Origin of the sequence: Photobacterium kishitanii, assembly GCF_003026355.1 — a bacterium.
Lineage (GTDB): Bacteria > Pseudomonadota > Gammaproteobacteria > Enterobacterales > Vibrionaceae > Photobacterium > Photobacterium kishitanii.
On record NZ_PYON01000005.1, the window covers coordinates 96,447 to 120,244 of the forward strand.

The 23,798-nt window shown below is 36.8% G+C and carries 24 protein-coding genes; 12 read left to right on the plus strand and 12 right to left on the minus strand.

Going from position 1 to position 23,798, the window contains the following annotated elements; genetic code table 11:
- Window positions 1-269: 269 nt before the first annotated feature.
- The gene (locus C0W29_RS07680) at window positions 270-2,324 is read left to right on the plus strand and encodes an EAL domain-containing protein (RefSeq protein WP_045042471.1); all 2,055 of its coding nucleotides are present in this window, start codon (window positions 270-272) and stop codon (window positions 2,322-2,324) included.
- A 100-nt stretch (window positions 2,325-2,424) separates the two neighbouring features.
- Window positions 2,425-2,688 (plus strand): DUF2960 family protein, encoded by a 264-nt coding sequence (locus tag C0W29_RS07685; RefSeq protein ID WP_036791038.1) that lies wholly within the window; start codon window positions 2,425-2,427, stop codon window positions 2,686-2,688.
- A 54-nt stretch (window positions 2,689-2,742) separates the two neighbouring features.
- Here the strand turns inward: C0W29_RS07685 and C0W29_RS07690 are convergent, their stop codons facing one another.
- The gene (locus C0W29_RS07690) at window positions 2,743-3,111 is read right to left on the minus strand and encodes a nucleotide pyrophosphohydrolase (RefSeq protein ID WP_045042472.1); all 369 of its coding nucleotides are present in this window, start codon (window positions 3,109-3,111) and stop codon (window positions 2,743-2,745) included.
- 90 nt (window positions 3,112-3,201) lie between these two features.
- Complete coding sequence (rarD, locus tag C0W29_RS07695; RefSeq protein WP_045042473.1) at window positions 3,202-4,107, minus strand: EamA family transporter RarD; 906 nt, start codon at window positions 4,105-4,107, stop codon at window positions 3,202-3,204.
- A gap of 343 nt (window positions 4,108-4,450) precedes the next feature.
- Between rarD and C0W29_RS07700 the strand changes: the two genes are divergently transcribed.
- Together C0W29_RS07700 and C0W29_RS07705 are read left to right on the plus strand one after the other, a co-directional pair.
- Window positions 4,451-4,804, plus strand: a complete 354-nt coding sequence (locus C0W29_RS07700) for a DUF2750 domain-containing protein (RefSeq protein WP_045042474.1) — start codon at window positions 4,451-4,453, stop codon at window positions 4,802-4,804.
- A 674-nt stretch (window positions 4,805-5,478) separates the two neighbouring features.
- On the plus strand, window positions 5,479-5,868 hold the full coding sequence (locus tag C0W29_RS07705) for an NlpC/P60 family protein (protein WP_235862056.1): 390 nt from the start codon (window positions 5,479-5,481) through the stop codon (window positions 5,866-5,868).
- A 66-nt stretch (window positions 5,869-5,934) separates the two neighbouring features.
- Here the strand turns inward: C0W29_RS07705 and C0W29_RS07710 are convergent, their stop codons facing one another.
- The 3 genes from C0W29_RS07710 to C0W29_RS07720 form a co-directional block, all read right to left on the minus strand.
- A complete protein-coding gene (locus C0W29_RS07710; protein WP_045042476.1) occupies window positions 5,935-6,486 on the minus strand; it encodes a thioredoxin domain-containing protein in 552 nt (183 codons plus the stop codon).
- Window positions 6,486-8,588, minus strand: a complete 2,103-nt coding sequence (locus C0W29_RS07715; protein WP_045045150.1) for a protein-disulfide reductase DsbD family protein — start codon at window positions 8,586-8,588, stop codon at window positions 6,486-6,488. Before C0W29_RS07715 ends, C0W29_RS07710 begins: the two co-directional genes overlap by 1 nt.
- A 262-nt stretch (window positions 8,589-8,850) precedes the next feature.
- Entirely contained in the window at window positions 8,851-9,402 is a 552-nt protein-coding gene (locus C0W29_RS07720) for a hypothetical protein (protein WP_045042478.1), read from the minus strand.
- A gap of 531 nt (window positions 9,403-9,933) precedes the next feature.
- On the opposite strand from C0W29_RS07720, the gene C0W29_RS07725 reads away from it, so the two are divergent.
- Complete coding sequence (locus tag C0W29_RS07725) at window positions 9,934-10,398, plus strand: ATP-dependent zinc protease family protein (protein WP_045042479.1); 465 nt, start codon at window positions 9,934-9,936, stop codon at window positions 10,396-10,398.
- A 5-nt stretch (window positions 10,399-10,403) separates the two neighbouring features.
- Window positions 10,404-11,306, plus strand: a complete 903-nt coding sequence (rimK, locus tag C0W29_RS07730; protein WP_036791019.1) for a 30S ribosomal protein S6--L-glutamate ligase — start codon at window positions 10,404-10,406, stop codon at window positions 11,304-11,306.
- A gap of 59 nt (window positions 11,307-11,365) precedes the next feature.
- Here the strand turns inward: rimK and C0W29_RS07735 are convergent, their stop codons facing one another.
- Both C0W29_RS07735 and C0W29_RS07740 read right to left on the minus strand, forming a co-directional pair.
- Entirely contained in the window at window positions 11,366-12,895 is a 1,530-nt protein-coding gene (locus C0W29_RS07735; RefSeq protein ID WP_045045149.1) for a phospholipase D family protein, read from the minus strand.
- A 211-nt stretch (window positions 12,896-13,106) separates the two neighbouring features.
- Window positions 13,107-14,180 (minus strand): Preprotein translocase subunit SecY, encoded by a 1,074-nt coding sequence (locus tag C0W29_RS07740; RefSeq protein ID WP_080888867.1) that lies wholly within the window; start codon window positions 14,178-14,180, stop codon window positions 13,107-13,109.
- 443 nt (window positions 14,181-14,623) lie between these two features.
- Here C0W29_RS07740 and C0W29_RS07745 point away from each other — a divergent pair, with 443 nt between their 5' ends.
- Together C0W29_RS07745 and ansB are read left to right on the plus strand one after the other, a co-directional pair.
- Complete coding sequence (locus C0W29_RS07745; RefSeq protein WP_045042481.1) at window positions 14,624-14,872, plus strand: hypothetical protein; 249 nt, start codon at window positions 14,624-14,626, stop codon at window positions 14,870-14,872.
- A 235-nt stretch (window positions 14,873-15,107) separates the two neighbouring features.
- A complete protein-coding gene (gene ansB, locus C0W29_RS07750; protein ID WP_045042482.1) occupies window positions 15,108-16,172 on the plus strand; it encodes an L-asparaginase 2 in 1,065 nt (354 codons plus the stop codon).
- Between the two features lie 83 nt (window positions 16,173-16,255).
- On the opposite strand, the gene C0W29_RS07755 is transcribed toward ansB, so the two are convergent.
- Window positions 16,256-17,038: a DsbA family protein gene (locus tag C0W29_RS07755; RefSeq protein ID WP_045042483.1), complete on the minus strand. Its 783-nt coding sequence runs from the start codon at window positions 17,036-17,038 to the stop codon at window positions 16,256-16,258.
- A gap of 273 nt (window positions 17,039-17,311) precedes the next feature.
- On the opposite strand from C0W29_RS07755, the gene aphA reads away from it, so the two are divergent.
- Window positions 17,312-18,031, plus strand: a complete 720-nt coding sequence (aphA, locus tag C0W29_RS07760) for an acid phosphatase AphA (protein ID WP_045042484.1) — start codon at window positions 17,312-17,314, stop codon at window positions 18,029-18,031.
- An 83-nt stretch (window positions 18,032-18,114) separates the two neighbouring features.
- Here the strand turns inward: aphA and C0W29_RS07765 are convergent, their stop codons facing one another.
- Window positions 18,115-18,471: a DUF333 domain-containing protein gene (locus C0W29_RS07765; protein ID WP_045042485.1), complete on the minus strand. Its 357-nt coding sequence runs from the start codon at window positions 18,469-18,471 to the stop codon at window positions 18,115-18,117.
- 266 nt (window positions 18,472-18,737) lie between these two features.
- Between C0W29_RS07765 and arfB the strand changes: the two genes are divergently transcribed.
- From arfB to C0W29_RS07780, 3 genes are all read left to right on the plus strand, one after another.
- Window positions 18,738-19,151 (plus strand): alternative ribosome rescue aminoacyl-tRNA hydrolase ArfB, encoded by a 414-nt coding sequence (gene arfB / locus C0W29_RS07770; RefSeq protein WP_045042486.1) that lies wholly within the window; start codon window positions 18,738-18,740, stop codon window positions 19,149-19,151.
- Window positions 19,152-19,333: 182 nt separating this feature from the next.
- Window positions 19,334-19,777 carry a hypothetical protein gene (locus C0W29_RS07775; protein ID WP_036790996.1) on the plus strand — a complete coding sequence of 148 codons (444 nt, stop codon included), beginning with the start codon at window positions 19,334-19,336 and terminating at the stop codon, window positions 19,775-19,777.
- A 94-nt stretch (window positions 19,778-19,871) separates the two neighbouring features.
- Window positions 19,872-20,759, plus strand: coding sequence for an aspartoacylase (locus tag C0W29_RS07780; RefSeq protein WP_045042487.1), 888 nt, complete (start codon window positions 19,872-19,874; stop codon window positions 20,757-20,759).
- Window positions 20,760-20,827: 68 nt separating this feature from the next.
- Here the strand turns inward: C0W29_RS07780 and C0W29_RS07785 are convergent, their stop codons facing one another.
- From C0W29_RS07785 to C0W29_RS07795, 3 genes are read right to left on the minus strand one after another with little or no spacing between them, the layout of a single operon-like run.
- Window positions 20,828-21,601, minus strand: coding sequence for an ABC transporter ATP-binding protein (locus tag C0W29_RS07785; protein ID WP_045042488.1), 774 nt, complete (start codon window positions 21,599-21,601; stop codon window positions 20,828-20,830).
- A complete protein-coding gene (locus tag C0W29_RS07790; RefSeq protein WP_045042489.1) occupies window positions 21,601-22,647 on the minus strand; it encodes a FecCD family ABC transporter permease in 1,047 nt (348 codons plus the stop codon). The genes C0W29_RS07785 and C0W29_RS07790 overlap by 1 nt, the downstream gene beginning before the upstream one ends.
- A complete protein-coding gene (locus C0W29_RS07795; protein WP_045042490.1) occupies window positions 22,647-23,798 on the minus strand; it encodes an ABC transporter substrate-binding protein in 1,152 nt (383 codons plus the stop codon). Before C0W29_RS07795 ends, C0W29_RS07790 begins: the two co-directional genes overlap by 1 nt.

Below are 23,798 nucleotides of genomic sequence, written 5' to 3' on the forward strand. Positions count from 1 at the left end.
GGACTTATCCACTGTTTCTGTGCATAACTATGGGAAAAGGTGGTGAATGGTTACTGGCTGCCATTGCTGCAGTTGAGCTTTTTTCTATAACTTAAAACTGTATGTGGAATATATTGACCGTATTTTTATAGCTAATTATTGATTTTTAGATGAAATTTGTTTGTTCTTTATTTAAAAATGACTATATTTGAGATGATTTTTTTTACAATATAGTTACCATTAATTATATCTATTTAGTTTAAGCGTTTAGTATAGAAGCAGAAAATATTATGCCAATGTTTAAAAAGATGTCTTATTTATCTGCGAATAAATATCTGGTTGCAGTTTCGAATGTTTTTTTAATGGCATTACCGTTGGTATTAATTTCGACATTTTGTGAGCTAGTTGCAGTTGTTTGTGATCATTTCAATTTTAATGATCTTGGTCAAACAGTACATTATGTCGGCCAAACAACAGGGATTATGATTCCTATTTTGGTTAATTTCTATTTAGCCACTTATTTATCAGCAGTAAAATGTATTCCAAAAGGAACGGTGATCGCAACATCATTAACGGTATTTTTTATTGTTTCTTATCAATGGAATTTAATATCACCATTAATTCCTTTACCAAATAACTTTCCAATATCATTACTGACTGCGTATGTTTCTTGTGAAATTATTGCTAAGCTAAAAAATATTAGAGTATTTAAAATAAAATCGGATGATTCATTTATTGATATTTCTATGAGTATGTTGGCAGGTTCAATTGCCACTATTTCAATGGTACTATCTATAAGTTTCTTATTTCGTAAAATATTTGAACAGGCATCAACATTAATTTCTTGGTCACTTATTCCCCGGTTAGATCCAACCTCATTTTTTGATGGACTCATTTATGAAGTGTTACGTGGTTTATTGTGGTCAATAGGGATTAATGGTCATAATATTCTGCACACTTATAAAACAGAACTCTATAATGTTACTATGGTAAATATTACCGAGTGGCATAATTTTGGTGCGGATCTTAATATATTAAGTACTAATTTTTATGATTTTTTTACCGGTATCGGTGGTAGCGGTAATATGCTAAGTTTAGCTCTCTGCATGTTGTTTTTTGCGAAAAGTAAAGGTTATAAAATACTAGCTAAAGCTGCTTTGTTGCTCTGCCTTTTTAATGTTAATGAGCCAATTTTATATGGTGTTCCTATCATATTTAATCCGGTTATGATTATCCCATTTTTATTAGTGCCTGCGGTGAGTTTTGTTATTGCTTATGGTGCTATTTATATTGGTATTGTGCCACACTTAACCGAAGTCCATAGTTGGTTAATGCCACCGATTATTAGTGGTTATGTAGCAACGGGTGGTTCAATAGCTGGCGCTATATTACAATTACTATTAATAGTGCTTGGCATAGTTATATATTTACCATTTTTTAGATTAATGGATAAACGTAGTTTAGGTATTGGTGTTTCAGATATCTTTTCTAATCGTTTATTTACGAGTGATGAAATTGAGGTTAAAACCCGTTTAACCAGTTTTATCCCTTCATTACATAATAATCTTACCGCTCAACGAGAAATTGAAAAGCTACAGACGGAAGGTGAGTTTATTCTTTATTTTCAGCCTCAAGTAGATATAAAAAATAATAAAGTGAGTGGGTGTGAAGTATTGATTCGTTTTAGGAATCACCAAGGGCAGATTTTGCCACCTACATTTATACCAGCTTTTAATCAGTTAGGATTAATGCCTGAACTTGATTTATGGGTGCTAGATAAAGCGATAAAAGCAGCGGAAAGATTTATTGTTGTTAACCCTAACTTCAAATTATCGATTAATATTTCACCGGACACTGTGCTTTCAAAAAATTTCGTTAATACTCTTAAAAACCGTATTATTGATAGTTCGTTGTCTTTTTGTCATATAGAACTAGAATTTACCGAAGAGTTATTGATTTTAGATGAGGCTAAAGTCACTCAGGTAATGTCACAATTACAACATTTGGGTATTTCTGTAGCGTTAGATGATTTTGGTACTGGATATTCATCACTGGCTTACTTATCACGTTTTGAATTTAATAAGGTTAAGATTGATCGTTCTTTAGTTTTGAACCTTGATAGTCAACGTGGCAAAGAGTTGTTCAAAATAGCTGTTCAATTGGGAAAAATTACTCAGGCAGATATTGTGGTTGAGGGCGTTGAGCAACAAGCAGAATTAGATTTCATTGCTTCATTAGGTGTACGTTATATCCAAGGTTTTTATTTTTATAAGCCAATGGCTGAAGATGAGCTATTTCAACGTGGCTTACTCACTTCACAGCAGTGTGAAGCTGTTGATAATTAACACACTGTAAAGTAAATCATTACAGTAAAGACGGTTCTACTTCCATCTTGAGCCCTTATACGGTAAATTCGCTCTCCTTTTATGCTCTATTGGGGACGTTATGTCACGTACTATTGTTTATACCTACAAAGAAGAAGAAAAGCGCTTAATTTTCTCTTTTGATATACACCGTAACATTCATGAAGCGGTAGCTGCTGCTGAAGGTATTGATTTAACGACATTCCTAAAAATGGAGCAGCAAGTTGAAGCTGTATCGACCTGTAGTAAAGCAGGACGAGAATATCGTGATAGTTACTTTCGTAAGTTAGGTTTTGGTAAAATAGCTTTAGCTAAAAAAGAAAACCGTGGTGTCGGTGAAAAGTAAATTATTTATGAAAAGCTGACCTCGAGTCAGCTTTTTTATTGTTAGTGAGTGATACTAATCTAATTCGTTATATTTCTTTGCAGAACCATAGCATTTACTTATTGGGTATTTAGCTGCGTTTTGTTGTATCTTTTGTTGGCAGGCTTGCATCACATCGATATTACATTTATCGGCTAATCGCAGTAAATACATCATTACATCAGCGATCTCTTCACTGGCGTGCTGTTTCTTTTCTAAAGATAACTGCTGGCTTTGTTCTGGAGTTAGCCACTGAAAAATTTCTACTAGTTCTCCTACCTCACCACTTAATGCCATCACTAAATTTTTGGGAGTATGAAATTGATCCCAATCTCGTTGTTGAGCAAATTCAGCAAGAGTGTATTGTAATTGTTTTATTTCTGAATCAGGACTAGTTGTGGTCATTATTAATAGTAGACATAGTGAAGTTTGTTACAGCATAAACGCAAACACCGCCAAAAACACGGTGTTTGCGTAGGCATCAAAAAATAATGGTTAATGGTCTGACATTGTTACTTTCTTGCGTCGAGACAGAGGTGGTAAAGCTTCTAGCGTACAAAAAACTAAACCTAGCCAGATCAGGCCAAAGCTGATGGCCTTGGTATGATCAAATACTTCACCGAATAAGAATACCGCTAATAAAAGTTGCAAGCTTGGTTCAATATATTGCATTAAACCTACCATCGTCAGGCTAGTACGATTCAGGGCTAAGGCAAAAAATATCAATGGCGCTACGGTAACTGGAGCGGCCCCTGCATACAATAAAAAGGTGGTTGTCCCAGAAGTAAGAGCAACACTATCACCACTAAGATATAACCATATCATATAAATAAGGGCAAAAGGGGTCAGTACAGCCGCTTCTATCATGACAGATGTTAGTGCGTCATATTTGATGTATTTTTTTGTTAAACCATAGACAGCAAAAAAACTGCCCATAATTAAAGAAAGCCAAGGTAATTGGCCGTATTGCCATACCTGATAGCCAATGCCTAAAATAGCCAAAATAACAGCAATAACTTGTGCTTTGGTGAGTCTTTCTTTTAAGAAAAACATTGCAAGAGCAATAGCAAATAAAGGGTTGATAAAATACCCTAAACTCGCAGCTAATACTTCACCATGAGTGATAGCCCATGTAAAGGCATACCACGAAACACTCATTATAATGCCCGCAATACCGCACATCAGTAATGATTTTTTATCAGCAACGATATCTTTTATCGCAGGGATGGGTTGCCGAAGTAATATCATCACAATGAGCATGACAGGAACCGAAAAAATAAGTCTTAATGCAAGTAATTCATTGGTATTTGCTTGAGGTAAATATTGGTAATAAAGAGGTAATATTCCCCATAAAACGAATGAAAATGCCGCAAGCATATTACCTGCACGACGTGATTGCATGTTAACACCTAAGATAGAGAGTGGTTATTGCCTCAATGTCATTGCAATATTGAGGCGCTATTTTGATGAATGATCAATAGTGGCACTCAGAGCCCTAGATACCATCCTGGTGTGAAGTGATAACATTCGTCGTTATTCTGTCATTGAATTCTTATAAGTCAATATACATAGTGAAGAAAAGCGATTTATTGATGCTGTTCATTTTTTATCGTTGCTGTACAGTGAATCATTACTAAATAATAATGCTGCTAAGGTGTTTTTTTTGATAAAATATCTAGGTAGGGTAAGGTTGATATATTTAACCGATAAAGCCAGATTATGGCATTTTGATTGAGAGAAAATAATGACTAAATTAACTGCAGATATCCAAGCAAATAAAGCTTTGTTCGTAACAGAAACACAAGCAACACGCGTTGTTTGGAGCCTTCGTAACGAAGAGGGTGATTGGTTATCTGTTGCCTCTTCTGAATTTGAAGACTCTGAAGTGATGCCATTTTGGTCAAATGAAGCCGATGCTAAAACGCAATGTGCTGATGAGTGGGCAGAATTTCAACCGAGTGAACTGCCACTAGACATTTTTCTTGAAGATTGGATGATCACTCTAGTAGAAGATGGTGTTTTAGTTGGTTTGAACTGGAATGACTCACTTGAAGGCGTAGAGTTAGAGCCTTCAGATGTAGCTAAGCTTTACCTATAATTGTTTTATTTAATATAAAACGTTGACCCTATGAATAATAATGAAATATTTCATTTCCTTATTTTCATAGGGTTTCTATGTTATTGATAATATGATCATTTACAAGATGGCGTGAATTGTCTCTAATACTGATATTAAAGCTCTCGCATTAAATATGAAAAGATTTACAGTAGAGTCTGATGACATTTCATCATGTTTGTCTCTTCTATTGTGTTAATTTTGGCTTGCACTTTAGTGTAAGCTTTTTTTTTGATATTTTTATCAACTGTAATGAATTTTTGCTTATATTTCTATATACGCTAAGCCTCCAATTAGCTACATACCTTGATTGTCTAATTGTATGCTATTGTTCAGCTTGCATTCTTGAATGGTATAACTCTTCGTGTATTATCGGGTAGATTAGATAGTAATATATGGAACAATTGAATCAATACCACAGTTATTGGTTATGGTTTACGCTAGCATGGCGAATGTAACGATAATATTTGATTGATTGTATTAAACATATTTATTTCCACCGAAGGACTGTAGGATAAATAGTGAAAAACGGATTAATTACAAAAAAAGCGATATTAATTTTATTCGTATTATTAGCAAGTGTTGGCTGTTCTTCAACACCTGCCGTGAATGAAACTGCAACAACTAAGTCTCTAACGCCGCCACCTAAGCTACAAATAAAACCTGCATTACCGTTGGATAACGGCGTATTTGATGGCGTCTATCACAGTTGGAAAGGAACGCCATATCGTTATGGTGGTTCGTCGAAGAAAGGTATCGATTGTTCGGCATTTGTGCAGGTCGGTTATTCAAGTGTTTATCAAAAACTACTGCCAAGAACGACACTAGAATTAGTCAAAAAAGGCAAACAAGTTAAACGTAATACAGCTAAGGAGGGGGATTTAGTCTTTTTCCGAACCGGACGTAATACACGCCATGTGGGGATTTATTTAGGGAATTCAGAATTTCTACATGCCTCGCAATCAAAAGGCGTTATGATTTCGCGATTAGATAACCCATATTGGAAGCGTCATTTTTGGCAAATACGGCGATTAAATAAATATTAAAAAGAAACCCAGTTACTCTATGACTTTTTCTAGTTGAAAGAGTACATGCAGTAGCTGGGTTTATTATTATTTCATGTCAACCCATGCTAAGCGGGCGAGTAATCCAGGAGGCGTGACTAAACCTGCGGTTGTACTTTGAATTTTACCATTCTTAATGATTAAAATAGTCGGTGCTCTAGAGAGTTTCCATTGCTTCGTTAATAAATTGCTATTGATATTTACAACCGGGAAATCATATCCTTTCATATTTAGATAGGCATGTAAGCGGCGATCATCACCGGATTGCATCGCGATTGTGACGACCTTGATATTTAACCATGATTGATTATTAATCCAGTTAATCATCGGCGATACTATTTTACAGCTACCACACCATGTTGCCCATGCATACACAAGTACAGTTTGATCATAGCTATCTTTAAAGATATCGACCTTTTGACCATCAATTGTGGTGAAGGCTTGCTGGGTTGCTGCAGATACTTGCATTTGATTTAAATGACGATTGCGCCACATTTCTAATGCTGTACTAGCAATTGTAAACATAATTATAAAAATAATAATACTTTTGAGCCATCCTCGCCATTTACGGCGAGGTGATTTATTGATATTTGATGACATTATTTACCTGCTTTTTTGAGTGCATTAAGAACGCTATCACTTGATAAAATAACAGGAAGTTCAATGCCTTTAGGTGCATTAGGACCGTAAACGATATTAAACGGTACTCCAAAGCGGCCATGTGATTGTAGAAAGCCAGTAACGTAATCTGAAGGTTTAGTCCAATCGCCACGCATTAATACAATATTTTTATTATCTAAGGCAGAATAAACAGGTTCTTGTAAAATCACGCCCATTTTGTTGGCTTTACAAGTAATACACCATTGTGCTGTCACATCGACAAAAACTGTTTTTCCTTGCGCCACTTCTGTTGCTATTTGGGCTGTATCTAATGGGATCCAGTGATGATCGGCCGGTAGTGGCGTTGCCCATTTATTAGCGGTTAAACTCCCAGTAAATAAGCTAGCACCCGCACCAAGTAACATTACAGCTAAGGTAATAATAACTGTTTTACGGCCTTTCTTTCGTCCTAGTAACCATAAAATAATCACTAAGATTACGGCACCTAATCCCCATACTGTAGCCGTGTTAAAGAAGCTAGTCATCAAGCTCAATAGCCATACTGACGTTGCGAGCATCATTAGGCCGAACAGTGTCTTAACACGATCCATCCATAAGCCAGGTTTTGGCATTAATGCTGCTAACTGTGGGAAAGTGGCAATTAATAACCACGGTGCAGCCATACCGATAGCAAGCGCTGTGAAAATAGCAAATAAAGTCACTAAATCTGCGCCCAATGCAAACGCAACGGCTGTGCCTAAAAAGGGTGCACTACACGGTGTTGCTAATAAGGTCGCAAACATGCCTTGAATGAAATGCCCAAAATGAGAGTTATCTCCTTTGGTTGCTAGCCAAGTGTTGGTATTGCTTGAAAGACGAATTTCAAACAAGCCCAGCATATTGGCACCAAATAGCACCGTAATAGTAATCATGGCAGCGATAAACCATGGGCTTTGGAATTGAATTCCCCACCCAAGAGCCTGACCTGATAATTTCATTGCGGCAAGAAATAGAGCTAATAACCAAAATGAAACAATAATTCCAGCGGCAGAAGCTAAGAATTGGGTGCGAATTTGACGACGAGCTAATCCTTGCGCAGAGATAACACTGCTTAATTTCATCCCTAATACTGGTAAGACACACGGCATAATATTAAGAATAAGGCCACCGAGTAAGGCTAATCCAATAATTTTTAGAAGATTGTTACCCGTAGTTGGAATACTAACGGGTATATCAGTCGCTTTTGCGGTCATTTCAACGGCAATATCATGATCACCAATAGTCACATGCAGTGGCTGTCCCACTAATTTTGGTGTACCAAACCAACTAGTGACAGGTAATGTCGCGTAAAGCGTATTACCTTTTATAGTTGTGGTTGATTTAAGAAACGAGGTGTCTTTAGCCGCTTGCGAATCACCATCAATAATTACATCGGGCTGTTGCCATCCCGTAGTATTAGTCGCTACAACCGTAACTTGTTTTTCGGTTTTATTATAAGAGAGGCTATTTAAAGTGACGGTTGGAGATGGTTTGGGTACCTGACTTTCCCCTTTGTTATATAGAAACATCGCTTCTGTCGATGGCATTAACTTACTTGGGATAAAGTCTAATGAAAGTTCGTAATCGGTTAGTACGCAGATGCTAGTACATGACGACATAGTTAATTTACCAGCGAGGAATACTGGTTTATTCATATCTTTAATATGAATTGAAAGTGGGAAGATAACGTCATGCTTGTAACCAAGCGTTTCAACACCTAAGAATTCATAGCGTTTGGGTAAAGGCCATTGCCAATCAACTTTAGCAATATTTGATGACATATCCCAATTGATAGAGGGTGCGACACCACTTTCGCCGGGTGAGCGCCAATAGGTTTTCCAATTAGTGTCAAGTTTGACTTCTAACAGGCCTTGAACGGTATGTTTAGCAGGATCTTTTTGACCTGTAAGCATCAGTCTAACTTCAACCGGTGGATGTTGAGGGTTTTTAACCCAACCTGTTGTGTATTGCGGTGTAGCCGCTGCTATTGATGAAAAGGTAATGCCAAACCCAGTAATTAGTAAGGCAAAGGTTAAATAGAGGTATTGGTATAACTTTTTCAATCTAGAGCTCCAAGTAAACAACGTACAATGTGATGATATTTAGCGTTGTTCGATATATGATTCTTTGTGTTGGGCCAAGGTACTATCTACATTAAAGCGATAAGTATTTATAATATTTCCTATGAGACCGACAATAAGTAGATTTTATTTCATTAAAGATAAATACAGCCGTATTGTCGGTAATTTATGAAGTAAGGACAAGTCAGTAGCGCGGTTAAAGAAGGCAGTTAATGCTATTTTAAAGTTATAAGCTATAACGTTGTTATGCTTTTCTGAACAGTTGCTTGATGCGGGTTCGAAATTTAGCTTTATTATGGTTTTTTCCTAAATAGTATGATTGCATAAATTTGCATCTTAGCGATTCTACTTCGGTATTAAGCTGTGTGGGTTGTATCGTCTGTTTATCATTAATGATGATGTGACTTTGGGCTTCAGCTTGTTCGTTGCTGTAACTGTAATCAATACCTGAGGCGCCTTGTACCATTAGCCATAAATGCGTTACAGCAAGTAAGTAATGTTGATCTTGATGAGTGAAGTGACAAGCATAATCGTTACCGATTGTATTATTAATAACCGTTTTCATTTTTATTGCTGCAGTGTGTTGATGCAGCCATTGTTGATGTGCTTGTTGATGATGTAACGTCATAAATCCAAGTAATAAGTCTAATAATGTACTATTTGGACGTTGTTGGCGGACATGCTCAAAATGCGCCGATGATGCTAAAATAAATTGTTCTAATTGCTGCTGGGTTGAAGCGTCAACAGGCAAGTCAGCCATGCCAAGTAATAGTAGTTGTTGTTTTAGTTCTGACATGTTTATACGTTCTTATTGATTAATAATGAAAGAGTAACATGAGTGAAGGTTGTAACTGAAAAGATTTAAATAAGATTGATAATCAGCTCTTTTTTATTGGAATTAAAATAATCAAAAATGGTCTTTTTATATACTAGTATTTTATTGTTATTGTATTCAGATATACTGAAGGCTGAGCAATAGTTATGTTTTGGAGACTCGGCTAGGAATAACAAAGAGGATTATTACTATTATCACGTTGAAACTTATTGCTTAATGAGATTAATAAAAAATCCTATATGGCTAATATGTGGTAATATATACCACGATGCTACTAAAAAACAGTCATCTAATGGTGGTTTTATCACCGTTATTGGCACTGATTCAGGTCAGTTCAGTGCTCAGTTAGTTAATGATTTCCTTATTTATTGATAATAGTTTAATTAAAGTACAGTTAACTATTCATAATCAGAAACTGTTAGTTTCGGTTTTATATGCTGTATTTCAATAAAAGTGCTTTAGTTAGCTGTTAAGGAAGTTTGGGTTATTGTAATGATTAATAAAGAAACAATTGTGAATAAAAATAATAAATTTATTGTTGGTTGGCGTGAAATTGCCGCTTTACCTGATCTTGGTGTCGATGATATTCATGTGAAAATTGACACAGGAGCACGTAGTTCTTGTCTTCATACATTCAAAATTGAAGAGTTTACTCAAAATGATGAATTGTGGGTGAAATTCTGGCTACACCCGATTCACAATAATACTGATATTGAACAGGTTTGTATGGCTAAAGTTGCTGACAAGCGTGTTGTGAGAAACTCTGGTGGCGATGAACAATTACGCTACTTTATTGTTTCAACTATTGATTTTAATGGTCAACAATGGCCAATAGAAATATCGTTAACAAGCCGTGATAATATGGCTTTTCGAATGTTGCTAGGGCGAACCGCTATGCATGGTCGTATCATTGTTGATCCGGAAGCTTCTTACCTAATTCAAAGCAAGGAAAAGTAATAGTAATGAAAATCGGTATCTTATCTCGTAATCAGTCATTGTATTCAACGTCTCGCCTGATTGAAGCGGCAGAGCAACGTGGCCATGAAATCAAGGTGATTGATGCACTTCGTTGCTATATGAACATTAACTCGCAAAAACCGTCGATTCACTTTAAAGGTGAAGATTTAGTGGATTTTGATGCAGTTATCCCTCGTATTGGTGCATCAGTAACATTTTACGGTACAGCGGTATTACGTCAATTTGAAATGATGGGTGTTTATACTGTTAACGAATCTGTTGCAATTAGTCGTTCTCGCGATAAATTGCGCTCAATGCAGCTGTTATCTCGTAAATGCATCGGTATGCCTGTTACTGGTTTTGCAAGTAAGCCTGATGACGTTAAAGATTTACTAGATATGGTGGGTGGTGCGCCAGTAGTAATTAAGCTACTAGAAGGTACGCAAGGCATTGGTGTTGTTCTCGCTGAGACACGTAAAGCGGCTGAAAGTGTTATTGAAGCATTCATGGGCTTAAAAGCTAATATCATGGTGCAGGAATACATTAAAGAAGCTGGTGGTGCAGATATTCGTTGTTTCGTGATTGGCGATAAAGTGATTGCAGCAATGAAACGTCAAGGTGCAGAAGGTGAATTCCGTTCTAATCTTCACCGTGGTGGTAGTGCTGCATTGGTTAAAATTACTCCTGAAGAGCGTAAGACTGCGGTTGCTGCTGCGAAAATCATGGGATTAAGCGTTGCAGGTGTTGATTTATTGCGCTCTGAACGTGGTCCATTAGTTATGGAAGTTAACTCATCGCCAGGTCTTGAAGGTATCGAGAAAGCAACAGGTAAAGATATTGCTGGCATGATTATTGATTATATTGAAAAGCATGCATCTAAAAAAACAGTACTACGTACTAAAGGTTAATTAAATTCTGCTTTATTGATTAAAGCCCTTCATTGCCAAATGGTGATGAAGGGCTTTTTTTATAGTTGCTTTTCTATCGGCAGAATACCAGCCAGCCAAGCGCCCATTTTTAACATTGCGCTACTGTCTGGCTCTGAGTCAAGCTGTTGACCATTAATATCATCAATCCAAATAATGTCATTGTTATTATCTAACGCTAAACGGTAAGCACTTTTCTCTAATAAGTTATTTAAATTATTATAAAAAACATCAGAGAATGGTTTGGAATCAACAAAGACGCCAAGTTCAGTATTAAGGTAGGCTGAACGAGGGTCAAAATTAAACGATCCAACAAAGATTTTGCTGCGATCAATAATAAACGTTTTAGCATGTAAACTAGAACGGGAGCTACCTAGCCATGAATGCTTCTTTTTAAGTTCTGGGTCAATTTTGGTTTCGTAAAGTTTAACGCCACCTTCAAGCATGATTTGACGATATTTAGCATACCAACCGTGAACAGCAAAGACATCATTAGAGGCTAGTGAGTTCGTTACAATAGTAATGTTTAAGCCATTTTTAGCCGCTGCTGCTAATGCAGTCGCACCCGCTTCTGTTGGTACAAAGTATGGTGAAATTAATAAGAAATCTGTTTTTGCCTTGCTGATCATTGCGGATAATTGATGCAGCAATAAATCATCTTGGCTATTTTCTACTTTGTAAGGCGTATCATAAACCAGTTCTGCATCAGCCCAGTAGAAGGGTAGTGTTTGATTTAATAGCTTTTTTACCATCGGATGTTGCTTTAATGAACGCGCATAATCAGAGCTCAAATATTGCTTCTGAGCTTGTTGCCATTGAGCTAACTGTGCTGTTGTTGGTAAATGTGCCTTCGAAACTAATGCTTCAATAGGTGTCGCTGGTCTACTGTTCCAGTATTCATCAAACTGACGTGAAATCTGAAGAATGATCTTTCCCATCATTAATAGGTCGAAATCACCAAACTCAACATTATCATTAGCAGAGAAGTATTCATCACCAATATTACGTCCACCGGTAATAGCAAATACATTGTCAGCAATAATGGATTTATTATGCATACGGCGATTGAGACGATCAAAGTCAGTTAAAAAGCTTAGTGGCTTAAAACTACGATTACCAAATGGATTAAACAACCGGACTTCTACGTTTGGGTGTGCAGATAGGCTGGCTAAGGCTTGATCATCACGACTTTGCATATCATCTAATAATAGACGCACTCGTACACCACGTTCTGCTGCTTGATATAAGTACCAAGTGAGTAAGTTACTGGTTGCGTCATCACGGTAGATATAATATTGCACATCGATTGTTTTTTGTGCACCTTCAATGACAGCTAAACGAGCAAGAAATGCTGCCTGGCCATCACCAAGTGGGTAAAAACCTGTTTTATCAGGATTCGCTTGTGTGTAAGGACGCGTATGCTGATAAAAAGAAGTATTGAAATTATCGACATTACTGTGGGTTGCCGTTTTTAGAGTAGATAAAGGCTGAGCACATCCGACCAATGTTAAGGCACTGGTAGCAATAAGCGAATGAGTAAATATTTGCTTGAAACGACTAAAAGTAATCATTAGAAAACATTGTCCTGAGAAAAGTGCGCCGATTCTACCTGTAATTATAAATTTGTGCTTGAGATAAATAAACGGATGATTAATTTTGATTGCGAGATATTCTTATTACGAATTATCAGTTGATTAGATGTCATTGTTGACACTTTTTAGTGCAAAAAAGCCCAAAATAGAGTCTCTATTTTGGGCTTAAAGAATAGGCTGAATTGAACAATTAACTTGTTACAGCATCAGTGCCATGCCATTGATAATGGTTGTTGGGTTTTTTACTTACGATACCTTGAGTTAATAGCTCGTGAAAAATGGCATCAACTTCGTCAGTAGTCAGTTTTAGTAACTGACTAACTGCACGTTTACTGCAGTTAACTTGATTTTTAGTGAGTGCTTCTACAGCTTGCTCATAGGCTGTTTTTGGCGGCTCTGGTTCAACTTCTTCAACAATAATTTCATCTTCGTCACTAATATCGGTGATAGATGATGTGCCTATAGAAGAAGGATCAAAATGAGTTAGTAACTGCGGTTGATCTTGGACGTTATAACCATTGACCGATAGTAATTGCTGACGCTTAAATTGATAGCGGAAACGATTTTCCTCACCGATAAGGCCAACAAAAAATGCGGCAAAGAAATCAAGCAATACCGACAAGAAAATAACCAAGCCAAGTTGAGCTGCTTGATTACTGACATTGAATGTTGTTGCTAGGCTATCAATCAGTCCAAGTACTGAACCTTGACCAACAATTGGCGTTGTATCACGTTCAATTGCGATTTGCTGTTGTTGTTTACGTAGTGCTTCATTTTCTTTCTGGATACGTGTTACACCAGAAGCAATGCGCTCCATTTGGATGTACTTCTCAGCGGCAATATTATTTAGATCGATTTGCTTTTCAATAGCTTGAATTTGCATATTAAACGCATTGATTTTACTTTGTTGCACGTTCGCTTCACTGTGTGCTTTATTGGTTGCGCTATTAATACCGCCAACAGAACCACCAATAGAAATAGCCGCTAGTACTGCATAAAACGTAAATGCGGTGAAAGTGCCGCTGTAATTACGGCGTGCTTTGCGTTCTCCAACTTCGTACCACGCAAAGAATTTACCCAATTCAAAAATGACTGCTAAACCACCAAAGAGGAATTTCATCAGTGGGTCATCATCAATAGATAAAAACAACAATAGTGAGAACACGATTGAAGCAAGAATAGCTGCACCTGTGAAGCTGTAAACACTCCACATTGCGAAAATCCCTTTAGGGAAGCGTACTGGTATATTTTGGTTGAAATGCATAAAAATGTCTAAGTAAGGAGCATTTGTTCAGCTGGTCGCATTATAGCGGCAAGCATATAAAGGACTTCTAGGATACAGTAAAATGCTTGTTAACCCCTTATAAAAAGTGACACCCAAAAACCTTGTGAGGTTAATTTGTGCGTTATTGTTCTCATTGTATAAATAACCAACTAAAAGTGTAAAATAAAAAATCATTATTAATAAATTCTAACATATCAGTAATTAGGCAGCTTAATCCATTTACCATAAAGTAATTCATCACATTAAAAGTAAGGTTATTTTTGCAGAAATTTAGTGTGATATTTATCATCTATAGAATATATATACATCGATATGAGCAATCAATACGCGACCAATACAATGGTGATATTTTGCACTGATGAAAATACACTGAACAATTATGTCTACACTTAATAGATAATTATTTAAAAGGTGTGCGCTTTATGTTTTATGTAAGTCAACATCAACTCTTTAATTTACAACAAAATGTGAATGAGGTTGCTGTCTTTGAAGTGGGGTTACCAAATAATATGGTATTGCACTCAACATTTGTTTATATAAAAGAAGGCTATTTTCAGTGCTTATGGGAAGCGGATAATATTGATAATATCCAACAATATATTAATACGACTGTGGGTGATGAGTGTCAAAGTGATTATTATAGCATTGATCCTATGACGGCAATTGCATAACTAATTATTGACTAAGGAGTAATAGTAATAGTTCGAGCTCTTATATAAAATAGAAATAAGTATTTGTTATGTAAGTGTTTGTGTTTTGTTGTTGTTTGTGGGTGCTGTTACTCTTGTGTGATTGTGGTCACTAGGGTTGTGCATAAACAGTGATATTGAGCACAAAAAAATATTCCATTAACAATAGTATTCATACCATAAATAAATTTATATAAAATAACTTATGGTGTGAGTGATGAATAAAAATCCTATCCGTGTTGCTATGCTGATCGCAGGTTTATGTATTACTTCGTTGGCTACCGCTGCCGATGATTTACCCAATATTAAAATTTTAGCAACAGGAGGAACCATTGCAGGGGCTGGGCAATCGGCAACAGAATCTGCTTATACTTCTGGTCAAGTTGGAGTTGAATCATTAATTAAAGCAGTACCTGCAATGACTAAAATTGCAGATATATCTGGTGAGCAAGTGACTAATATTGGCTCCCAAGATATGAATGATCAAGTATGGCTTACTTTATCTAAACGTATTAATGAATTATTAGCTCGAGACGATGTTGATGGTGTTGTGGTAACCCATGGTACTGATACGATGGAAGAAACTGCTTATTTCCTTGATCTGACAATTAAAAGTGATAAGCCTGTTGTGCTTGTTGGCTCGATGCGACCATCAACGGCAGTGAGTGCTGATGGCCCTGCTAATTTATATAATGCTGTTGTTACTGCTGTTGATGAAGATTCAAAAGGGCGCGGAGTATTGTTAGCAATGAACGATACGGTGTTAGATGCACGGGATGTAACTAAGACTAACACGACGGCTGTTGATACATTTCAGGCTCCAAATTTTGGTCCGCTCGGTTATATTCATAATAGTGACGTTACCTATCAACGCGCGCCAGAACGTCATCATACGACGGCGACGCATTTCGATGTGTCAAAATTAACGAGTTTACCTAAAGTAGGGATTGTCTATAACTATTCAAATGCATCACCATTGCCAGTAACCGCGTTAGTGAATGCTAAATTTGATGGAATTGTCAGTGCCGGTGTTGGTAACGGTAATATGTATAAAGCAATTTTTGATGAATTAGCAAAGGCGAGTAAAGAGGGAACGATGGTAGTGCGTAGTTCACGAGTACCAACGGGATCGACGACATTAGCCGCTGAAGTTGATGATGCAAAATATGGTTTTGTTGCTGCAGGTACGCTTAATCCACAAAAGGCACGGATTTTATTAATGCTATCGTTAACACAAACCAAGAATTATAAAGAAGTTCAGCAGATGTTTCAGTATTACTAAAATAAAGCTTAAATAAGCTCAATAACACAACAAGGCCAAAAATAAGGCCTTGTTGTGTTTATTATATTGAATAGCCGCGATGGTTATTTAGTGCTTGCTTTTACGTCACTGATTGCTTTTGCTAACGCATCAGGGTTATAACCATTAATAATATGAATATTATCTTCGGTTATGTTGTTACTTGGCATAACAATTAGCGCAGGCGTTCCTTGGAAGCCTAATTTACTAAATAACTCAAAGTTATTCATAAATGTATTGTTAACATTAAATTTAGATACATCAACGCCAACACTGGTTGCGATAGTGTTGATATCTTGTTTGGTTAATTTACCTTCATCTTTACCCGTTGCAAATACAGCATTGTGGTATTTAGCATAAGTAGCGCCACCTTTTTGTTGGTAGATCCAGTTGCCCATATCTGCTGCATATTTTGAAGCTTCCCAGCGCGATGCGAAAATTGGCGTTTCTTTAAAGATGAATTTCACATCTGGGTTTTTAGCTTCTAATTGCTTAACTACATCAGCAATCTTAGAACAGTACATGCATTGATAATCAAAGAATTCAATTACATTTACTTTGGCATCTTTAGGACCAATAAATGGTGTTGTTTTATCTTTTAAAAGTTGATCTGCATTCGCAATAACAGCTTGTTTAGCGTCATTTTGTTGCGCTTGCATTTGTTGCTGTTGCAAGGTCTTTGAAGCTTTTACTAACACTTCAGGATGGTTAATAATATATTGGCTAGCAATCTGCTCAATTTGTGCTTTTTGTTGAGCTGTAAAATCACCATTATTATTAACGGTTGTTGTTTCATTACAGCCAGTAAGTAATGCACCCAGCATAATAGGTAGAAGCAGTTTTTTCATTGTATTATCAATCACTATAAATATTTATCGGTTAGAGTAATAGTAGAATAAATTAGTTCAATCTGTTTCAGTAAAATGTTAGTTCTTAATAATTATAATAACTGATAACTATTTTTATAAATATCATCAATCGAAATAATGTTATTTTTTACATTCATTTTTTATGGATCTTATATTGCATATAAAATAATGAGTCATGTGATAATTGTCACTTTATATGTAGAGATGAATAGTTAGATTATCTATTCAATTTTTTTGCTGATTTATTCTAAAATGAAAAAGACATTTACTGCGATTACTATTTCTTCTTTACTAGCCTTTAGTCTTGTTTCTACTTCTGTAATGGCAGAGCCAAAAGTACCTGCAACAGAGACAGGTTACAGTACTATCCAGTTAACGCAAATGGGTCAACCTAAAAGTGTTGATTGGGTGACAGTCGATCAAATTGCTCAACAACTCAAAGGTAAGCCACCAATGGCTGTCGGTTTTGATATTGATGATACAGTGTTGTTTAGTTCTCCAGGTTTTTATCGCGGCAAACAAGTCTTTTCCCCTAACAGTTTTAGTTATTTAAAAGATCAGAAATTCTGGGATAAAATGAATTGTGATTGGGAAAAATTCAGCCTTCCTAAGCAAATAGGTAAAGAGTTAATCGCAATGCATCAAAAACGTGGTGATGATATTTACTTTATTACTGGTCGCGATCCATCGAAATGTGAAATTACTACCCAATATCTAAAAGATGTCTTTGGTATTAAAAATATGCACAAAGTTATTTTTGCAGGTTCGAGTAAAACAACAAACACCAAAACACCATATATAAAAGCTGAGAATATTAAAGTTTATTACGGTGATTCTGATGGTGATATTACCGCTGCTCGTGATGCAGGCGCGGTTGGTATTCGTGTAATGCGAGCTGCAAATTCAACCAATCGTCCGATTGCTAAAAATGGTATTTACGGTGAAGAGGTAGTCGTAAATTCACAGTATTAATTGTTGTTATTAAAATTTAAGAAAATAATAATGCCCAACCTATTATGAATAGGTTGGGCATTATTTTTATGGCAGTAGATTAATTAATACACTTTTGGGTGTTTAGGCTTTTTCTTACAGGTGCCATTGTAGAATTGTTTTAGATCACAGGTTGTGCCTTGCTTATTAAAGTGGCAATTAGAACCAATTGCAGTGCCTTTATGTTTAACACAGTATTTTATCCATTTATTTTGTTTCGGTTGTGATGATGAACATTGACCTTTTTGAAAAGCCCATTCATCACACATTTTTCCACTAGGGAGACGGCAATAGCCTTGACCATCAACAATAACGGATTTACCGCCATGGTTAACACAATAAATAGATGCAGGATTACCGTGAGGCATCGCAAAAACAGAACTTGAAACCACGAGTGCTGCTAGGAGTAATAATTTTTTCATGTAATAACCTCGATGTTCTTTGTGACGCAATATCAATACCTCGATCATAATTAAAAACAGCGTTCAAATGTCAGCTTAGTGCAAGGTTTGTAAATAGAGTTAATCAATTGTGACTATTTGTGAGCGTAAATGCTTGTATATAAAAAGAAGTGGGCTAATTGATAATATTCTACAAGTTATTGTTTGCTTGTAGACTGCGCTTATTAGGGCGCTGAGTGTGGTATTATAGAGTGAATATAAATATAGCGTTGAAGGGGTAAATATCGATGCTAGTGATTTCTAATTCTGTCAACTTAGCTGATTGGGAGATTGAATTAACAGCCATTCGAGCACAAGGCGCGGGTGGGCAAAATGTTAATAAAGTGTCGAGCGCTATCCACTTACGGTTTGATATCAATCGTTCATCACTGCCAGGCTTTTACAAAGAACGCTTACTTAAATTATCTGATAGTCGCATAACGAAAGATGGCGTGATTGTTCTTAAAAGCCAACAGCACCGCACACAAGAAATGAACCGTGAAGAGGCTTTATCACGATTAAAACAATTGATTCAAAGCGTAATGACAACTCAAAAAGCACGTCGAGCAACTAAGCCAACGAAGGGTTCTCAGGTACGAAGAATGGATAAGAAAAATCAACGAGGTCAAACTAAACAGTTACGAGGCAAAGTACAAATGTAACGGTAAATAACGAGCAGGTTATTGCTATTTATGTTCTGACATATTTTATGTGACGTTGACTGCATAATTACGTTAGTTGTTAGTCGCCGTTGCTACTATCTATTAATATCTTACAGTATTAAACGGTTAGTAAGATAACAGCTTGCAAGCCGAAACATTAGCTAATCAGTTGGTGAACAAGGATGTTTGAAAAAAAGACGCTACAATTACTGCAATTGTTTTATCGTGAAACAGAACGTGTACGCTTATTTGATGTTAATCAATTACCACCATTAGACCTTGAGCTTCAGCAAGTTATGAATCAATGGCTTGAGACTAAACGTAATTTTCAACTTGATGAAATATGTGAGCAGTATTGGATCAAGACTTGCAGTGCAGGTTATATTACCGAGTTACGTTTACATGCTAATGGTACTTTAGATGAATATACTCTGTTTAACCGTCTTCATACACAAGGGCATTGGCAGTTAGTTGATGGGGTTATCGAGATTGAAATAATCAAAGGTGATAATCGGTATCGCTGTGCTGTATATGCTAACCGCTACGTGAGTATTCATTCCGCTATCGAATATAAAAATGATGAGCTGCATTCCTATTTGAAATTGGCACAAACGCGACCAATTTAGCCATATCTAATAGCTTTTTTGTCTGATAAATACACTTCCAATAGCGATTAAATTCAGTACACTGAAATTAATAACTGAATATTAGGACACACGGATGAGTAAAATAAAAAAAGTAGCAGTTGTGGGTGGTACACATGGTAATGAGTTTAGTGGTATTTACCTATTACGTAAATGGCAGCAATCAACAACGCTAGCCCGTGATAGTTTTAGTGTTGAGACAGTATTTGCTAACCCTAAAGCCCATGATGATAATAAACGGTATGTTGATCATGATCTTAATCGTCAATTTAGTTTGGCAGATTTAGAAAATAATGAGTTGGCGAGTTACGAACAGAGCCGAGCTAAAGCGATAAATCAACAGATTGGTCCAAAAGGTGATGCTAAGGTCGATTTTATTATCGATTTACACAACACTACCAGTAACATGGGGCCTTCATTAATTTTGTTACAATCCGATAGTTTTAATCGTCAATTAGGGGCGTATGTAAAAATGCATATGCCTGATGCGGTCATTGTTCTTGAAGATCATACTTCAGTTGAGCAACATCACTTCCTGAGTTCAATTTCAGCTCAAGGGGTTATTGTTGAAATTGGTCCTCAGCCTCAATCTGTGATCCGTCAGGACGTTCTTGAATGGATGGATGAAATGACGAGGCATATTCTTGATTTCGTGCATTTATATAACACCGATGAACTCTCACCATTAATTCCAAGCTATGAAGCATTTCGCTATCATGAAACGTTATCATTACCGTTAGATGACCAAGGACAGCGTATAGGTATGGTGCACCGCGCGGTACAAGATAATGATTTCGAGCCGCTACATGGAGGTGATCCGATCTTCACGTTATTCGATGGTAGCGAAATTTTTTGGGATGGTGATTATGAAGCTTTTCCGCATTTCATCAATGAAGCGGCTTATTACGATAATAATTTGGCGATGTCATTAGCGAAGAAAGTGCTTATCGCGACTCACGATTAAGTTGACGCATAGTTTGTATGTAATAAAAGCCTATATAAGCATGATGCTAATATAGGCTTTTTTGATGGCTAAGGTTTATTGGAATTAGCATTGCGAGCTGATTTCACAACGACAATTGGACGTTCATCGATAATCGCCACATGTGAATCAACATCAAACACAGATAAAATTAGTGGTGGGGTGATGGTAGTTATTGGGTTGCCATAAGCAAAAAGTTGACCTTGATGCAGTGCTGCAACCTTAGTGGAATATTGAATCGCTAAATTAAGATCATGGATAACCATTAATACACAAGCTTGGTTTTCTTGGGCGTATAGTCTAACAAAATCAAGTAGCTTCATCTGGTTATGCATATCAAGGGCTGATGTCGGTTCATCAAGAATGAGCACTTTCGGTTGATTAACTACGGCTTGCGCAAGTCCAACCATTTGGCTCTCCCCACCTGATAATTCAGTACACACTTTATTGGCCAAATGTAAAATCCCCATTTGCTCTAATAATTGTAAGCTTTTTTCAGCACTGTTCGCTTTAGCAAATAAAGAATGTGAGCGCATATTTAAGGTAGTGATTAATAATTCAACGACTGTAATCGTGGCCGAAATACGATGATCCTGAGGTAAATAACCAATGCTATCTAAAGTGAGCGGCTTATCATGTAGTAATATTTGTTGTGAATGTTGACGTAAGTCTTGAGTGATATGGCGCAATAAAGTTGATTTTCCTGCCCCATTTTTACCAATAATAGCGACCATTTCACCAGCATTAATAACGGGTAGTGACAATCTATCTAGAATTGTTTTGTCGCCAAATGTCACTGAAATATTATTAATTGCAAGTGCCATTAGAAACGCCCTCCTTTTTTAATGATCAAATAGATAAAGAAAGGAATGCCGATTATCGACATCACTACCGTTAGCGGTAATATAATTCCAGGCATTATGCTTTTACTAGCGATAGAGGCGAGTTCAAGTAATACTGCACCGACAAGACACGATGCTGGCAAAAAGTAACGTTGATCTTCACCTAAGACCATACGTGCAATATGTGGTGCAACTAAGCCAACAAAGCCGACTGCACCAACAAATGATACTGCGAGTGAAGTAATAACAGACACTAATAACAGAGTTTTAACGCGTAACCGTTTAACATTAACCCCCATCGCTTGCGCACGTTCATGACCAATTTTTAGTGTCGATAATTGCCAAGCATCTTTCATCATGATCAATAATACAATCGGTAATACGATCGCAAGTACAGTAATCTTTTCCCAACTACCGCGATCAAGTGATCCCATTTGCCAGAACACTAACGTTTGTAACTGCGTTTCACTGGCGACGTATTGCATCATGGTTAGCAAGCTGTCGTAAGCAAACATTACCGCAATACCGAACAGCATTACCCCTTCAATTGATATTCGCTTTACTGATGAAATAGCGGCAATTAAAAAAGTGGTTAATAAGCACATAACAAAGGCCATTAACGCTATTTGATATTGAGCAGGAATAAAAGGAATGGCGATGACATTAGTAATCACTAATGAAGCCCCAAATCCTGCAGCAGCTGAGACCCCAAAAGTATAAGGATCGGCTAAGGGGTTGTTTAATGTGGTTTGCATTTGTGCGCCAGCTAGGGCTAAGGCACCACCAATTAATGGTGCCATAAGAGCCATTGGCATACGAATATCCCAGACAATAATCTTACTCGCAATATCACTGCTTTGAGGATGAATTAGCGCGTGGATAACTTGAGAAAATGTCAGACCTTGTGAGCCAATAAAAATATCGGCAACCACACAAATAATACTGAGTACGAAAAAACAAATTAATGCTACTTTTTTGTTACGGTTACGGATTTTATGTGTTTTTAACTCAAGTAAGATTGATGTCATTATTGCATGGCCTTAAAGTTATTCTGGCCAAAATCGCCACTGACAATGCGGTGACCAAATTGCTTATTCATTTCTTCAAAGGTTTTTTCTGGGTTTAAATCTTTAAATACATTGGGATGAATCCATTTTGCAAAGTATTCCATTGCGACTAAATTATAAGGCGAATTATAAAATGGCATATAAATCGAATAGACATTTTTGGTTTGGTAGGCGCTGACAGCTTGTAACCAGTCACGATCCATTAATGCTGATGTAGCGGCTTTTATTGCAGCAGGATTAGGGTTATAACCTAATGGAATTCCGTGAGTTGGTTGTCCTTTATCATTAACCCAACCGGTTGTTTGCATAATATAAACATCAGGATGAGCAGTGATCACTGTTTCAGGCGACATTTGACCTGTTACCGCGCCATCAAGTGGCTTATCGGCAATATTAATCGCCTTTAAAAAAGGAATATAAGCGCCCATATTACCGTTAGCAAAGGTACGACAACAAGAATCACTGTAGCCGGCAGCTCGTTCTATAAAGACTTTTTTGGGCTTCAAGTTTGGGTACTGGGCGAGTTTTTTCTGAAGTTCGGCAACGTGATCAAGGTAATAATGGGCAAATGCTTGTCCTTGAGCTTCACGTCCGACAGCTTTAGCCACCGATTCAACCGAGCGAACAGTATTCTTAATTGGATTTTCACGGAAATCTACAGCAATGACTTTAATACCGGCTGCGGCTAATTTTTTTAATAAGCCGTTATCTTGTGCCAATTTAATATTGGACAGGTCGACGATGAATAAATCAGGTTTAGGTTTTAAATTGATAAATCTTTCAGCATCAAATTCCCCTGATTTAATTAGCCCAATTTTGGCAACATTTTTGAGTGATGGGTAATGCTTTATGTAATTGGCATACATGCTAGGTGCAGAAACTTGCATATCATTACGTGCTGCAACTAAATGTTTGGCGGCATCTTGTTGATAAATAATTTCAAGCAACGGAAAAATACGACTCGTTGAGAGAGCAATATTTTGTGGCGGTTGATTAAAAGTAATCGTACGTCCAGCGACATCGGTCACAGTAATAGGATAAGTAGCTGCAAAAGAGGGGAGTGACCAAAGAGTAGCTGCACAAAGTGTAAGGATTTTTAGCTTAGTTTTCAC

Coding starts and splice junctions, on each gene's coding strand:
- C0W29_RS07680 (WP_045042471.1), top strand. CDS start 270: ATGCCAATGTTTAAAAAGATGTCTTATTTATCTGCGAATAAATATCTG.
- C0W29_RS07685 (WP_036791038.1), top strand. CDS start 2,425: ATGTCACGTACTATTGTTTATACCTACAAAGAAGAAGAAAAGCGCTTA.
- C0W29_RS07690 (WP_045042472.1), bottom strand. CDS start 3,111: ATGACCACAACTAGTCCTGATTCAGAAATAAAACAATTACAATACACT.
- rarD (WP_045042473.1), bottom strand. CDS start 4,107: ATGCAATCACGTCGTGCAGGTAATATGCTTGCGGCATTTTCATTCGTT.
- C0W29_RS07700 (WP_045042474.1), top strand. CDS start 4,451: ATGACTAAATTAACTGCAGATATCCAAGCAAATAAAGCTTTGTTCGTA.
- C0W29_RS07710 (WP_045042476.1), bottom strand. CDS start 6,486: ATGTCATCAAATATCAATAAATCACCTCGCCGTAAATGGCGAGGATGG.
- C0W29_RS07720 (WP_045042478.1), bottom strand. CDS start 9,402: ATGTCAGAACTAAAACAACAACTACTATTACTTGGCATGGCTGACTTG.
- C0W29_RS07725 (WP_045042479.1), top strand. CDS start 9,934: ATGATTAATAAAGAAACAATTGTGAATAAAAATAATAAATTTATTGTT.
- rimK (WP_036791019.1), top strand. CDS start 10,404: ATGAAAATCGGTATCTTATCTCGTAATCAGTCATTGTATTCAACGTCT.
- C0W29_RS07735 (WP_045045149.1), bottom strand. CDS start 12,895: ATGATTACTTTTAGTCGTTTCAAGCAAATATTTACTCATTCGCTTATT.
- C0W29_RS07740 (WP_080888867.1), bottom strand. CDS start 14,180: ATGCATTTCAACCAAAATATACCAGTACGCTTCCCTAAAGGGATTTTC.
- C0W29_RS07745 (WP_045042481.1), top strand. CDS start 14,624: ATGTTTTATGTAAGTCAACATCAACTCTTTAATTTACAACAAAATGTG.
- ansB (WP_045042482.1), top strand. CDS start 15,108: ATGAATAAAAATCCTATCCGTGTTGCTATGCTGATCGCAGGTTTATGT.
- C0W29_RS07755 (WP_045042483.1), bottom strand. CDS start 17,038: ATGAAAAAACTGCTTCTACCTATTATGCTGGGTGCATTACTTACTGGC.
- aphA (WP_045042484.1), top strand. CDS start 17,312: ATGAAAAAGACATTTACTGCGATTACTATTTCTTCTTTACTAGCCTTT.
- C0W29_RS07765 (WP_045042485.1), bottom strand. CDS start 18,471: ATGAAAAAATTATTACTCCTAGCAGCACTCGTGGTTTCAAGTTCTGTT.
- arfB (WP_045042486.1), top strand. CDS start 18,738: ATGCTAGTGATTTCTAATTCTGTCAACTTAGCTGATTGGGAGATTGAA.
- C0W29_RS07775 (WP_036790996.1), top strand. CDS start 19,334: ATGTTTGAAAAAAAGACGCTACAATTACTGCAATTGTTTTATCGTGAA.
- C0W29_RS07780 (WP_045042487.1), top strand. CDS start 19,872: ATGAGTAAAATAAAAAAAGTAGCAGTTGTGGGTGGTACACATGGTAAT.
- C0W29_RS07785 (WP_045042488.1), bottom strand. CDS start 21,601: ATGGCACTTGCAATTAATAATATTTCAGTGACATTTGGCGACAAAACA.
- C0W29_RS07790 (WP_045042489.1), bottom strand. CDS start 22,647: ATGACATCAATCTTACTTGAGTTAAAAACACATAAAATCCGTAACCGT.